At 71.0% G+C, this 12,614-nt stretch carries 13 protein-coding genes; 10 read left to right on the forward strand and 3 right to left on the reverse strand.

The features are described from left to right. The first annotated feature begins 270 nt into the window (after positions 1-270). Positions 271-1,086 (forward strand): SDR family NAD(P)-dependent oxidoreductase, encoded by an 816-nt coding sequence (locus tag AC4BEG_RS02695; protein ID WP_490706962.1) that lies wholly within the window; start codon positions 271-273, stop codon positions 1,084-1,086. A 43-nt stretch (positions 1,087-1,129) separates the two neighbouring features. On the opposite strand, the gene AC4BEG_RS02700 is transcribed toward AC4BEG_RS02695, so the two are convergent. Beyond that, positions 1,130-2,533, reverse strand: coding sequence for an NsdA family TPR-like regulatory protein (locus AC4BEG_RS02700; protein ID WP_490704296.1), 1,404 nt, complete (start codon positions 2,531-2,533; stop codon positions 1,130-1,132). A 276-nt stretch (positions 2,534-2,809) separates the two neighbouring features. Between AC4BEG_RS02700 and AC4BEG_RS02705 the strand changes: the two genes are divergently transcribed. The 5 genes from AC4BEG_RS02705 (at position 2,810) to uppS (ending at position 6,540) form a co-directional block, all read left to right on the forward strand. Beyond that, complete coding sequence (locus tag AC4BEG_RS02705; RefSeq protein WP_490704297.1) at positions 2,810-3,676, forward strand: Sco1979 family transcriptional regulator; 867 nt, start codon at positions 2,810-2,812, stop codon at positions 3,674-3,676. A 1-nt stretch (position 3,677) separates the two neighbouring features. Then, complete coding sequence (locus AC4BEG_RS02710) at positions 3,678-3,917, forward strand: DUF397 domain-containing protein (RefSeq protein ID WP_490704298.1); 240 nt, start codon at positions 3,678-3,680, stop codon at positions 3,915-3,917. 190 nt (positions 3,918-4,107) lie between these two features. Then, positions 4,108-4,701: a hypothetical protein gene (locus tag AC4BEG_RS02715; protein WP_490704299.1), complete on the forward strand. Its 594-nt coding sequence runs from the start codon at positions 4,108-4,110 to the stop codon at positions 4,699-4,701. Between the two features lie 61 nt (positions 4,702-4,762). Beyond that, positions 4,763-5,575, forward strand: coding sequence for an SAM-dependent methyltransferase (locus tag AC4BEG_RS02720; protein ID WP_490704300.1), 813 nt, complete (start codon positions 4,763-4,765; stop codon positions 5,573-5,575). A 137-nt stretch (positions 5,576-5,712) separates the two neighbouring features. After that, a complete protein-coding gene (gene uppS / locus AC4BEG_RS02725; RefSeq protein ID WP_490704301.1) occupies positions 5,713-6,540 on the forward strand; it encodes a polyprenyl diphosphate synthase in 828 nt (275 codons plus the stop codon). Positions 6,541-6,591: 51 nt separating this feature from the next. On the opposite strand, the gene AC4BEG_RS02730 is transcribed toward uppS, so the two are convergent. Continuing rightward, positions 6,592-7,818: an acyl-CoA dehydrogenase family protein gene (locus AC4BEG_RS02730; protein ID WP_490704302.1), complete on the reverse strand. Its 1,227-nt coding sequence runs from the start codon at positions 7,816-7,818 to the stop codon at positions 6,592-6,594. A gap of 168 nt (positions 7,819-7,986) precedes the next feature. Between AC4BEG_RS02730 and AC4BEG_RS02735 the strand changes: the two genes are divergently transcribed. After that, the gene (locus AC4BEG_RS02735) at positions 7,987-8,640 is read left to right on the forward strand and encodes a TetR/AcrR family transcriptional regulator (RefSeq protein WP_490704303.1); all 654 of its coding nucleotides are present in this window, start codon (positions 7,987-7,989) and stop codon (positions 8,638-8,640) included. A 44-nt stretch (positions 8,641-8,684) separates the two neighbouring features. Here the strand turns inward: AC4BEG_RS02735 and def are convergent, their stop codons facing one another. After that, positions 8,685-9,233, reverse strand: coding sequence for a peptide deformylase (def, locus tag AC4BEG_RS02740; protein ID WP_490704304.1), 549 nt, complete (start codon positions 9,231-9,233; stop codon positions 8,685-8,687). Positions 9,234-9,419: 186 nt separating this feature from the next. Between def and AC4BEG_RS02745 the strand changes: the two genes are divergently transcribed. The 3 genes from AC4BEG_RS02745 to AC4BEG_RS02755 all read left to right on the forward strand — a co-directional run bounded on the left by AC4BEG_RS02745 (position 9,420) and on the right by AC4BEG_RS02755 (position 12,611). After that, entirely contained in the window at positions 9,420-10,658 is a 1,239-nt protein-coding gene (locus tag AC4BEG_RS02745) for a Mur ligase family protein (protein WP_490704305.1), read from the forward strand. Positions 10,659-10,680: 22 nt separating this feature from the next. Further along, on the forward strand, positions 10,681-11,418 hold the full coding sequence (locus AC4BEG_RS02750; RefSeq protein WP_490704306.1) for a type 1 glutamine amidotransferase: 738 nt from the start codon (positions 10,681-10,683) through the stop codon (positions 11,416-11,418). Positions 11,419-11,585: 167 nt separating this feature from the next. Beyond that, the gene (locus AC4BEG_RS02755) at positions 11,586-12,611 is read left to right on the forward strand and encodes a 6-phosphofructokinase (protein WP_490704307.1); all 1,026 of its coding nucleotides are present in this window, start codon (positions 11,586-11,588) and stop codon (positions 12,609-12,611) included. The last annotated feature ends 3 nt before the right edge of the window (positions 12,612-12,614 follow it).

Below are 12,614 nucleotides of genomic sequence, written 5' to 3' on the forward strand. Positions count from 1 at the left end.
CTGGCGACCGACCACGCCGCATCTGTGCTGGTGAAGGGTGGGGGGCGCGCCCTGCCCGACCCGCCTGGACCGGCTGCCATGGACGGAGCGGGCCCGGTCGCGGTGAGTGCCGGGTACCGGCATGATTCCTCCTTCGAAGGCAGCGCACAGCGTCAACGGCCGCCGTTCATGTAGACAAACGGTTGGACCGACCGGCGGGCGAGAGGGCATGGGGGTTGTCCGGTTGTACGGGCGTAGTGGTTCGGGCTGTACGGTCCCGGCGTGGCACGTATGAGTGGGAACCGGAGCGGGCAGTTCCGCCCGGGGGGCCGGTCCGGTGTGGAGGGCAAGCGCGTTCTGGTCACCGGGGGCACCCGGGGGCTGGGCGAACAGATCGTTCGGCTGCTGGCCGCGGAGGGAGCGCGGCTGGCCACCTGTGCGCGCACGGCGGATGACCTGCGGGGACTTACGGCGTCACTGGCCGCGGAGGGATATGGCCCGCTGTTCACGCGCGCTCTGGACATCACCGAGCCGGACCGGCTGGAGGAGTTCGTCCTTGCCGCGGCGGAACGTTTCAGCGGACTGGACGGCGTGGTGGCCTGCGCGGGCGGAGCGCGGGGCCGCGGGCTGGACGAGGCCGACGCCCGGGACTGGTCCCTGACCTGGGAGATGAATGTCGGTCACACCGCGCGGTTGGTGAAGGCCGCGGTGCCGCATCTGCGGCGGGCGGGCGGCGGCTCGGTGGTGGTGATCGCCTCCATCTCCGGATGGAAGCCGGGGCCGCAGGCCCAGTATGGGGCCGCCAAGGCGGCCCAGATCCATCTGGCGGGCTCGCTCGCCCGTGAACTGGGGCCGGACGGGATCCGGGTCAACGCCGTCTCACCGGGGTCGATGCTCATCCCCGGGAAGCGCTGGGACCGGATGCGCACCGAGGAGCCCGAGGCGTTCGCGCGGTTCGCGGCGGAGTTCCCGCACGGCGAGCTGGTGGCGCCGCAAGAGGTCGCCCGAGTCGTCGCGTTTCTGCTCTCGGATGCCTCGAGCGGTGTCTCCGGCGCACACCTGCCCGTCGACCGCGCTCAGAACGCCCCTACGCCGGGGGGCTACTAGCCACCCGGCGCTCCCCCGAAGGGGCGTCGCCGAACGCCACCGGTCAGGCGGCGGCACCGAGCACGGCCCGTGACCGCCGCTCGAACTCCCTGACCAGAGGCTCCTTCTGGCGTGGCCGAAGCCGTGCCCGGAAGTCGCGCAACGCCTGGATCGAGCGCTCGCTGTGCACCCCGCTGAGGGTGTCCAGCGCCTCGTTCGCGGTCCCGACCGCCTCGTCCAGCCGGTTCTGCTGGAGAAAGGCGGTGGCCAGGACGGACCGGCTGATGGCCTGGCGGCGGCGCCGGTCGGCATTGGCGCGCACCGACTCGGCGGCCGCGTGCTCGGCCTCCGCGGAGTTGCCCAGATCGCGGAAGCACAGTGCGGCCTCGGCCGCCAGATAGTGGTGGTCGAGGAAGCGCACCCAGGGCGACTCCTGTTCGGCGCCGCGGCTCGCCTCCAGCTGGGCGTCGGCCGCGCGCAGCGACTTGGACGCCTCGCGGGGCTGGTCCAGAGCGGCGTATCCGCGGGCGGCCATGGCGTGCAGCCGCATCAGTCCGAGCGGGCTGCCCGCGTGTTTCGCGGTGGCCACCCCCACCCGGGCCAGCTCGACCCCCGCCTCGGGCTGACCCAGATTGGTGGACAGATGGGAGAGCCCGGCGAGGATCTGACCGCCGAGCACGCGGTCGCCGCCTTCGGCGCACAGCCGCAGCGCCTGTGTCATATAGCGCTGGGCCAGGCCGTATTCAGCGTTGTCATAGCTGCTCCAGCCGGCCATGGCGGCCAGTTTGGCGGCCGCGGTGAACAACTGGCGCCGCTCGTGCGGAGGCGCACCGCGCTGCTGGAGCATGGGCACGACCTCGGTCGACAGATAGAGCACGATGCTGGCGCGGACCTGGCCGCCGCCGAACCGGTTGTCCATCTCGTCGAACATGCTGATGGCGGCGTGGACCTGCTCGACGCGTCCACCGTCGGCCGCGGCGGCCAGACGGGCGGAGTCCTGGTTCTCGACCAGCCACAGCAGCCATTCGCGCTGTGGGGTCACCAGCGCGCCGGCGACGAAGGGCACCGCACCCAGCAGGCTGCGGCGGGAGATATCGGTGGAGCCGAGTTCGGCGAGCGTGTGCAAGGTTTCGCTTACGTCCTCCCGGTAGGCCAACGCCCTGGCGACCACCGGGCGTTGTCGGTCGGCTATGAAGCCGAGCTCGGCGGGGCGCACCGGCCTGCCGAGCCGGTGGGAGAGCACGGCGGCGATCAGCTCCGGGGTACTGCCGCGCGGCTGTCCGCCCTGGAGCCAGCGGGTCACGGACGCCTTGTCGTAGTTCGACTCGTGTCCCTGCCGGCGGCCCAGCTCGTTGACCCGGTGGGCCAACGAGGCGTAGGAGCACCCGGATTCCTTCAGGGCGGCGGCCAACGCGCTGTTGGTGGCGGCGCTCCGGCGTACGCCCGTGGAGTGTGCGTCGTGCGTCACCGTGACCGTCCCGAGCTCGGGCCACGGCGATCTGCGGGATCCCCGCCGCGGGGTACCGACCGTGCGGCCGGGCACCTCAACGGCGTTGTGGACAAAGGTGGTTGGGAGCCCTCGCCACGGAGGGTGAGATGGGTCACGTGCTCACTATGAGCCGTGACACACTCAGCCCGCAACCATCGTTCTGATAATTTCAGAACGATCCGCTCGTGCTGTATATGTCGCCGCGAGGCGTGGCACACTGTGCAGGCATATGACGGCCATTTCGGGAGGCGGGACGTGAGCGAGGCACGGCCGGCCGGAGCCGCTCCCACCGTATTGCGCCGAGTGCTGGGCAAACGCCTGCGACAGCTGCGCGAACGGGCCAAGGTCTCCTTCGAGGAGGCCGCCAAGGCCATCGAGGTCACCCCACTGACCGTCCGCAGGATGGAGAAGGCGGAGGTCGGCCTCAAAATCCCGTACGTCAAGGAGCTGTTGCGCAACTACGGCGTCCGGGGACCGGAGATCGAGGACTTCCTCGCCCTGGCCCGGGAGGCCAACCAGCCCGGCTGGTGGCACCAGTTCCGGGATGTCCTGCCCGACTGGTTCAGTGCGTATGTCAGCCTCGAGAGCGAGGCGACCGTCATCCGCGCGTATGAGCCGCACTACGTACCCGGGCTGCTCCAGACCGAGGAGTACGCCCGAGCGGTGCTGCGCACCGGCTTCCCCAACGACACCGAGGAGGAGTTGGACCGCCGGATCGCCCTGCGCGTCCAGCGGCAGAGCCTGCTCACCAAACCGGACGCGCCGACCATATGGGCCATCCTCGACGAGACGGTGCTGCGGCGCCCGGTCGGCGGCCACCGGGTGATGCGTGAGCAGATCGACCATCTGATCGCCGCGCTGGAGCGACCCAAGGTCCGGCTCCAGGTGATGCGGTTCGCCACGGGACCGCACCCGGGGGCCTTCGGCCCCTTCCACTACTTCCGCTTCGGGTTCTCCGAGCTGCCGGACGTGGTCTACACGGAGAGCCTCACCGGCGCGGTCTATGTGGACCAGCCCGCCGAGGTGGTCGCCTATCTGGAGGTCCTGGACCGGATGGCCGTCCAGGCGGAACCCATCGCCGACACCAGCACTGTCCTGGCCGAACTGCGTAAGGAGTTCTGACATGACCGATCCCGTCTACAGCGGTATGCCGGCCACAGACCTGGGCACGGAGGGCTGGCAGAAGCCCTGGAGCGGAACCAACGGAGGCACCTGCATCGAGGCGAAGCGGCTCCCCGACGGCCGGGTCGCGCTGCGCCAGTCCACCGATCCCTCCGGGCCCGCGCTGATATACACCCGCTCCGAGGTCGCCTCCTTCCTGGAGGCCGCGAAGGCGGGCGAAGCGGACTTCTTGATCGCCTAGGCCTGTCCGGCGTCGTCCCCTACGCGTCCGTTGCGGCTGTCACCGGAAACCACTACGCCCGCACAACCGCACAACTCGCAGTTCACTCCCACCCCTGGCGTTACGCCACGCACACTGGAGGTGCCGTGGCGGGCGGCGGTGTCGTCCCCCTGAACCGAGTACGGGACACATGGGACGACGGGACGACAGGATGAACCTTCACCAGTTGGCCGCACAGCGCCGCACTCTCGTCGTCGAGGGCTGCGACGGTGTCATCAGAGACCGGCTGCTGACCGGACTCGCCGAGAGCCACGGATACACCGTCGGCCGCGCGCCCCGGGAGCTGCCGCATATCGACCCGGTCCGGCCCTACCGCGAGATCCTCCAGCAGGGCGGGGCGCTCGCCGTCGACGCCCATCTGGTCGGAGAGCTGGTCTACGGACCGCTGCGGCGCGGCCATTCCCGGGTGACCTGGATCCAGGCGTTCGACTTCGCCGATGCGCTGGCCGAGCGCAGCGGCGCCTTCGTCCACGTCAGGACGCCGGTCGCGGTGCTCGAGGAGCGGATGGCCGCGCGCGGCGGTCCGGCGGTGGACCTTCCGGAGATCGCCGCCGCGGTGGCCGCCTTCGAGGGCGCGTTCCGCACCCTCGCCCAGCACGCCCCGGTGGTCACGGTCGACGAGAATCCGCTGACCGGCCCCGGCGCCGGACCGCCCGACCGCACCGTCGCGCTGCCGGTGAGCCCGTCGGCCCGGCGCCTTCCGCGGATCCGTTCTCCGGTCCCCCTCGTCGCCCAACCTCGCTGAACTCCCGGGCAGCGACGCTACGTTGGTGCCCGCACAGGCAGTCGTACGGCAGGAGAACCTCATGGCAGACGCAGCATCCACCCCCGGCCAGCAGGCATTAACGAAAATCGACACCTCCGTGCCGCATTCGGCCCGTATCTGGAACTACTGGATGGGCGGCAAGGACAACTACGAGGTCGACCGGGTGGCCGGGGACCAGTACCGCGAGATCGCCCCGAACATCGAGGTCATGGCGCGCGCCTCGCGCGCCTATCTGATCCGCACCGTCAACCATGTGGCGGGTGAGTGCGGGATCCGCCAGTTCCTCGACATCGGCACCGGGCTGCCCACCTACGACAACACCCACCAGGTCGCCCAGCGGGTGGCACCCGAGGCCCGCATCGTCTACGTCGACAACGACCCCCTGGTGCTGCGCCACGCCCAGGCCCTGCTGACCAGCACCCCCGAGGGGGTGACCGACTACATCGACGCCGATCTGCACGACCCGGACCGGATCCTGGAGGCCGCGGCCAGGATCCTGGACTTCGAGAAGCCCATCGCCCTGATGCTGATGGGCATCCTGGGTCACATCCAGGACTTCGAGGAGGCGGTGTCGATCACCCGTCGGCTCCAGGACGCGCTGCCCTCCGGCAGCTACTTCGTGCACTACGACAGCACCGACACCGACCAGGCGCTGAAGAAGGCTCAGGAGGGCTACGACGACACCGGCGCGGTGCCGTACGTACTGCGCAGCTACGAGCAGATCACCCGCCTCTACGAGGGACTGGAGGTGATCGAACCCGGTATCGTGTCCTGTCCGCTGTGGCGGCCCGGACCCACCGAGACCGCCATCGAGACCACCGATGTCCACGGCGGTGTGGCGCGCAAACCCTGACGCTCGACCCGGCGCCCACTGCCCCGACTGGCGGTAGCCATAACGAATGGTTCGGCCACCGGGCAGGTAACCCCCGCCCCCGCCGCCTCGTCAGACACAGCGCCGGAGAGCCGAGGGCGAGGGCGGAGGAACGCAGGGTGTTCGAGGTCGGAGCCTGGAGAGTGCCCTCCGTCAAGCGCCTGCTGCGCGGAACGGAGCGTCCGCCCGGTGAGGCGCCCGCGGTCGTCCGGCAGCGCCGCGGCCTGCGGGACGTAGCGGACGGCCCGGACCGGCCCCGGCATGTGGGCATCATCATGGACGGCAACGGGCGATGGGCGGCCGCCCGCGGGCTGTCCCGCACCCGGGGCCATGAAGCCGGGATCCGGGCCCTGCCCCGCGTGGTGGACACCGCGCTGGAGGAGAGCATCGAGCATCTGTCGCTGTTCTTCTTCTCCACCGAGAACTGGAACCGGCCGCGCCGCGAGGTGGCCGCCCTGATGCGGCTGACCGGCCAGCTCGCCGATGTCTTCCGGGGCTACGGCGAGCGCGGGGTGCGGCTGCGCTGGCTGGGCTCGGAGGCGCGGCTGCCCGCGTCCACCCTGGCCGCCCTGCGCCGGGCGGAGGCCGAGACCCGCGACAACCGCGCGATGACGCTGGCGTTCTGCTTCAACCACGGCGGCCGGGAGGAGATCGCCCGCACCGCGACCTCCCTGGCCCGCGCCTCCGCGGACGGCGCACTGGACCCCGGCCTGATCGACGAGGCCCTGTTCACCCGTCATCTGCCGCATGCCGATCTGCCGGACCTGGACATGCTGGTGCGCACCTCCGGGGAGCAGCGCATCTCCAACTTCATGCTCTGGCGGGCGGCTTACGCCGAGCTGTTCTTCGTCGACACGCTCTGGCCCGACTTCACCGGTGAGGAACTGCGGGCGCTGCTGGACGCGTTCGCCACCCGCAAGCGGCGCTTCGGAGCGGGCGTGGGGTGACCCGCCCCTGGGCCCTGTCCGGCGCGGCTCACCGACTGCGGCGCGGCGGGTTCAGCGGATCGGCATCCCGGACAGAGTGCGGGCGATCACCAACCGCTGGATCTCGCTGGTGCCTTCGAAGATGGTGTAGATCGCCGCGTCGCGGTGCATCCGCTCGACCGGGTACTCGCGGGTGAAGCCGTTGCCGCCGAGGATCTGCACCGCCTGGGCGGTGACCTTCTTGGCGGTCTCACTGGCGAACAGCTTGGACATCGAGCCCTCGGCCGACTCGAAGGGCTTGCCGCTCACGGCCATCCACGACGCGCGCCACACCAGCAGCCGCGCGGCGTCGATCTGGGTGCGCATGTCCGAGAGCTGGAAGGCGACGCCCTGGTTGTCGATGATGGGGCGGCCGAACTGCTGCCGGGTCCTGGCGTAGTCGAGCGCGACCTCGTACGCGGCGCGGGCGGTGCCGACCGCCATGGCGCCGACGGCCGGGCGGGATGCCTCGAAGGTGGCCATCGCGGCGTTCTTCAGCCGCTCCCCGCCGTCCTTGGCCCTCTCGCGGGCGCGCGCGAGGCGTTCGTCCAGCTTCTCCTTGCCGCCGAGCAGACAGTGGCCGGGGACACGGACGTGGTCCAGGACCACCTCGGCGGTGTGCGAGGCGCGGATGCCGTGCTTCTTGAACTTCTGCCCCTGGGACAGGCCGGGGGTGTCCGGCGGGATGATGAACGAGGCGTGGCCCTTGGAGCCGAGCTCGGGATCGACCACCGCGACCACCACGTGGACGCCTGCGATCCCCCCGTTGGTGGCCCAGGTCTTGGTGCCGTTGATCACCCACTCGTCCTTGGCCTCGTCGTAGACGGCGCGGGTGCGCATCGAGCCGACGTCGGAGCCCGCGTCGGGCTCGGAGGAGCAGAAGGCGGCGACCTTCACGTCGTTCGCGTCACCGTACATCTGCGGGACCCAGGTGCCGATCTGCTCCTCGGTGCCGTTGGCGAGGACGCCGACGGCGGCCAGACCGGTGCCGACGATGGACAGGGCGATGCCCGCGTCGCCCCAGAACAGCTCCTCCATGGCCATGGGGACGCCGAGACCGGTCGGGTCGAAGTACTGCTGGGCGTAGAAATCCAGGGAGTACAGCCCTATCTTGGCGGCCTCCTGGATAATCGGCCAGGGGGTCTCCTCGCGCTCGTCCCATTCCGCGGCGGCCGGGCGCATCACATCCGCGGCGAACCCGTGAATCCAGTCCCGCACTGCCTTCTGCTCGTCGTCGAGTTCGAACGAGAACTCCGCCATGGCCCCTCCACCTGCTTGTTACCTGCGGTAACAAGAGTGTGTTACTCACGAGTAGGCGATGTCAACTCCCCTGGCCGCCCGCGCCGGACGCACCACCCGGGTGTTACGTTGCGCAGAGCACAGACGGCCTGGACGTATGCGGACGTCAGGGGGCGGGGAGGAAGCGCGATGGAGACCGGGACCAGCCAGCGGGAAGACCAGCGGCAAGCGGCCGAGCGGCGGCGCAGGGAGTTGCTCGAGGCCGCCGACCGCGTGGTGCTCCGCGACGGCCCGGAAGCCTCGATGAACGCCATCGCCGCCGAGGCGGGCATCACCAAGCCCATTCTGTACCGCCACTTCGGCGACAAGGGAGGGCTGTACCGCGCGCTCGCCAAGCGCCACACCGACGCGCTGCTGTCCTCGCTGCGGACCGCCCTCGGCGCCCCAGCCCCCGACCGGCGCCACCGGGTGGAGGCCACCCTCGACACCTATCTGGCGGCGATCGAGGCCCGGCCGCAGGTGTACCGCTTTCTGATGCACCCCTCCGACCAGGGCCAGCAGCAGGAGCAGGGCTTCGATGTGGGCCATCACTCCGCGCCGCTGCTCCGCCGCCTCGGCGAGGAGCTGGCGATGGTGATCGCCGAACGGGTCGAACTGGGCCCCGGGGGCGAGGAGCAGGCGCGGGTCTGGGGCCATGGGATCGTCGGCATGATGCATGCCGCCGGTGACTGGTGGCTGCGGGAACGCCCCTGTTCACGCGAGCAGTTGGTGCAGCATCTCGCCGAGCTGCTGTGGGGTCGGCTGGCGGTGGCGGACGACCGCGACGGCGGCCCCGCGTTCTGATCCGGGCCCCTCGCGGACCGGGCCTTCCGGCGGCGTGCGTAGCGTCACACCCCGCCGCGGGCCCAGGGCGCCCGCCGGGCCGCGCGCAGCGCCCGGCGCCGCCGCAGCCCGCCGAGCCGGTCGGTGAACAGCTCCCCGTCCAGGTGGTCGCACTCGTGCTGGAGACAGCGCGCGAAGAAACCGGTGCCCTCGATCCGCACCGGCTCCCCGGCCAGGGTCACCCCCTCCACCACCGCGCGGTCGTGGCGCGGGGTGCCCGCCTCGATGCCCGGCAGCGACAGACAGCCCTCCGGGCCGCGCACCACGACCCCGTCGGTCTCCGCCAGCCGGGGATTGACCACATGGCCCAGATGACGGCGGTCCTCGTCGTCCGGGCAGTCGTAGACGAAGACCCGGAGGGCCACCCCGATCTGGTTGGCGGCAAGGCCGACCCCCTGCGCCGCGTACATGGTGGCGTACATGTCCTCGACCAGACGGCCGAGCTCCGGGCCGAACTCGGTGACCTCCGCGCAGGGCGCGCCGAGCACCGGATCGCCGAACAGGCTCATCGGCCGTACCGCTCCACTGCTGCCGGGGATCACGCCGTTTCGCATGAGAGCCAAGGGTACGGGCCACCCGGTCGGCACTTGTGGGGGTCACGGAATTCGGGTCGGCGGCCGGATCTCGATAGGCTGATCCCCGACCGTGGCCTCCCGGCTGGAGATCCGGCTCGGAGGGGGCGTACCACCGGTGCTCGGGGGGCAGAAGCGGCACCGGTATGCGAGGAGGATCGAAACACGATGGCAGGCAACTCGGAGCCGCTGTCGCCGCGAGCCAAACTGGCCGTGACGGCGGGCAAGGCCGCGGCAGCGGTGTCGCGGGCGGCGGGCCGCGGCAGCGGATCGGTGATCGGCGGCAAGGTGGCCCTGCGGCTCGACCCCGACCTGCTGGGCAGGCTGGCACAGCACCTGGACGTGATCCTGGTGTCGGCGACCAATGGCAAGACCACGACCACCCGGCTGATCGCCGAGGCGCTGCGGGCGGCCGGACCGGTCGTCTCCAACGCGCTGGGCGCCAATATGCCGGCGGGTATCACCTCGGCCCTGGCGGGCGGCTCGGACGCCCGCTACGGGGTCATCGAGGTCGACGAGAAGTACCTCGCCGGGGTGGCCCGGGACACCGAGCCCAAGGCCATCGCGCTGCTCAACCTCTCGCGCGACCAGCTCGACCGCGCCGCCGAGACCCGCATGCTCGCGGAGAAGTGGCGGGAGGGGCTGACCGGCAGCAAGGCCGTGGTGATCGCCAACGCCGACGATCCGCTGATCGTCTGGGCCGCCTCCTCCAGCCCCAATGTGGTCTGGGTCGCGGCGGGCCAGGAGTGGAAGGACGACGCGTGGTCCTGCCCGTCGTGCGGCGGGGTGCTCCAGCGCCCCGGCGACGACTGGGTCTGCGCCGAGTGCGGCTTCCGGCGTCCGATGCCCAGCTGGGCGCTGAACGGCGACTACGTCCTCGACCCGCAGGGCGCCGCGTGGCCGATCCACCTCCAGCTGCCCGGCCGCGCCAACAAGGCCAACGCGGCCACCTCGGCGGCGGTCGCGGCGACGTTCGGAGTGCCCCCGCAGGTCGCGCTGGAGCGGATGTACCAGGTCCAGGCGGTCGCCGGACGCTATGACGTGGTCACCTTCGAGGAGCGTCAGCTGCGGCTGCTACTGGCGAAGAACCCGGCCGGCTGGCTGGAGACCTTCTCGCTGATCAACCCGCCGCCCACCCCGGTGATCCTCTCGGTGAACGCGCGCGGGGCGGACGGCACCGACACCTCCTGGCTGTGGGACGTGGACTACACCCGGCTCGCCGGGCACCCGATCTGTGTGATCGGTGACCGCAAGCTGGACCTGGCGGTCCGTCTCGAGGTCGCCGGGCTGGACTTCCGGGTCTGCGCCGATGTGGACGAGGCGGTGCGGATCGCTCCCCCGGGGCAGATCGAGACCATCGCCAACTACACCGCTTTCCAGGACCTGCGCCGCCGCGTCGGCAACTGACCCCGTACGAGAGGCACACGACATGCGTAGCAACAGCCAGAACGGCCTGCGCCTGGTCTGGGTCTACCCCGACCTGCTGAGCACGTACGGCGATCAGGGCAATGCGCTGGTGGTGGAGCGCCGGGCGCGCCAGCGCGGGCTGGATGTCTCCCGACTGGACGTCCGCTCCGACCAGCAGATCCCCACCTCCGGGGACATCTACCTGATCGGCGGCGGTGAGGACCGCCCGCAGCGGCTCGCCGCCGAGCGGCTGACCCGGGACGGCGGACTGAACCGCGCGGTCGCCAACGGGGCGATCGTCTTCTCGGTGTGCGCGGGCTACCAGATCCTCGGCCATGAGTTCGTCAACGACCTCGGCCAGCGCCAGCCCGGTCTGGGGCTGCTGGATGTGATCAGCACCCGTGGCGAGGGCGCGCGCTGCGTCGGGGACGTACTGGGCGACATCGACGAGCGGCTGGGGCTGCCGCCGCTGACCGGTTTCGAGAACCACCAGGGCGTCACCCATCTGGGCCCGACCGCGCGCCCGTTCGCGCGGGTCCGGTTCGGCAACGGCAACGGCACGGGCGACGGCTTCGAGGGCGCGTACAACGAGACCGTCTTCGGCACCTACATGCACGGCCCGGTGATGGCGCGCAATCCGCATATCGCCGATCTGCTGCTGAAGTTGGCGCTCGATGTGAACGCGCTGCCGCCGGTCGACGACCAGTGGTACGAGGCGCTGCGCAACGAGCGGATCGCGGCGGCCAGCCAACCCGCCTGAGCCGCCTCCGGCCCAGATGAGCCGCTCCGGCACGGAATGTGCCCGGATGCTGGACACATGGCGCACGGCCACGACCCCGCCACCCCCGCGCTTGTAGGGTGGCGGGGTCTCCCGCCGGACAGCGCGGTCCGGTCTCCGGCCCCCTCGTACACAGAGGAATCCGTGCCATGCGCATTGGTGTGCTCACGTCCGGCGGCGACTGCCCCGGTCTGAACGCCGTCATCAGGTCTGTCGTCCACCGCGCCGTCGTCGATCACGGCGATGACGTGATCGGCTTCCACGACGGGTGGAAGGGTCTACTGGAGGGCGACTACCGCAAGCTGGACCTGGACGCCGTCGGCGGCATCCTGGCCCGCGGCGGCACCATCCTGGGCTCCACCCGGGTGCAGCCCGCCCATCTGCGCGACGGTGTGGAGCGGGCCAAGGGCCATGTCGCCGATCTGGGCCTGGACGCGGTCATCCCGATCGGCGGGGAGGGCACCCTGAAGGCGGCACGGCTGCTCTCCGACGCCGGGCTGCCGATCGTCGGGGTGCCCAAGACCATCGACAACGACATCGCCTCGACCGATGTGACCTTCGGCTTCGACACCGCGGTCGGGGTCGCCACCGAGGCCCTGGACCGGCTGAAGACCACCGCCGAATCACATCAGCGGGTGCTGATCGTCGAGGTCATGGGCCGCCACACCGGCTGGATCGCACTGCACTCGGGGATGGCCGCGGGCGCCCACGCGATCGTGGTGCCGGAGCGTCCGTTCCACATCGACGAGCTGACGCGGACGGTCGGGCAGCGCTTCGAGGCGGGCAAGAAGTTCGCGATCGTGGTCGCGGCGGAGGGCGCCAAACCGGTCGAGGGCACGATGGCCTACGAATCGGGCGGCAAGGACGTCTACGGGCATGAGCGGTTCGCCGGTATCGCCCGTCAGCTCTCCGTCGAGCTGGAGCAGCGGCTCGGCAAGGAGGCGCGGCCGGTGATCCTGGGCCATGTGCAGCGCGGCGGTACGCCCACGGCGTACGACCGGGTGCTGGCCACCCGCTTCGGCTGGCACGCGGTCGAGGCGGCGCACCGGGGCGACTTCGGCCGGATGACGGCGCTGCGCGGTACGGAGATCACGCTGGTGCCGCTGGCGGAGGCCGTGGAGCGGCTCAAGACCGTCCCGGACGAGCGCTATGCCGAGGCCGAGTGCGTGCTCTGAGCT

The sequence above is a fragment of the Streptomyces sp. JLBJ103 genome (genome assembly GCF_058215575.1).

Bases quoted from the DNA above. Each gene is read 5' to 3' on its own strand.
- AC4BEG_RS02730 (WP_490704302.1), bottom strand. From the start codon at position 7,818: ATGGCGGAGTTCTCGTTCGAACTCGACGACGAGCAGAAGGCAGTGCGG.
- AC4BEG_RS02755 (WP_490704307.1), top strand. From the start codon at position 11,586: ATGCGCATTGGTGTGCTCACGTCCGGCGGCGACTGCCCCGGTCTGAAC.
- AC4BEG_RS02745 (WP_490704305.1), top strand. From the start codon at position 9,420: ATGGCAGGCAACTCGGAGCCGCTGTCGCCGCGAGCCAAACTGGCCGTG.
- AC4BEG_RS02735 (WP_490704303.1), top strand. From the start codon at position 7,987: ATGGAGACCGGGACCAGCCAGCGGGAAGACCAGCGGCAAGCGGCCGAG.
- AC4BEG_RS02715 (WP_490704299.1), top strand. From the start codon at position 4,108: ATGAACCTTCACCAGTTGGCCGCACAGCGCCGCACTCTCGTCGTCGAG.
- AC4BEG_RS02720 (WP_490704300.1), top strand. From the start codon at position 4,763: ATGGCAGACGCAGCATCCACCCCCGGCCAGCAGGCATTAACGAAAATC.
- AC4BEG_RS02710 (WP_490704298.1), top strand. From the start codon at position 3,678: ATGACCGATCCCGTCTACAGCGGTATGCCGGCCACAGACCTGGGCACG.
- def (WP_490704304.1), bottom strand. From the start codon at position 9,233: ATGCGAAACGGCGTGATCCCCGGCAGCAGTGGAGCGGTACGGCCGATG.
- AC4BEG_RS02750 (WP_490704306.1), top strand. From the start codon at position 10,681: ATGCGTAGCAACAGCCAGAACGGCCTGCGCCTGGTCTGGGTCTACCCC.
- AC4BEG_RS02695 (WP_490706962.1), top strand. From the start codon at position 271: ATGAGTGGGAACCGGAGCGGGCAGTTCCGCCCGGGGGGCCGGTCCGGT.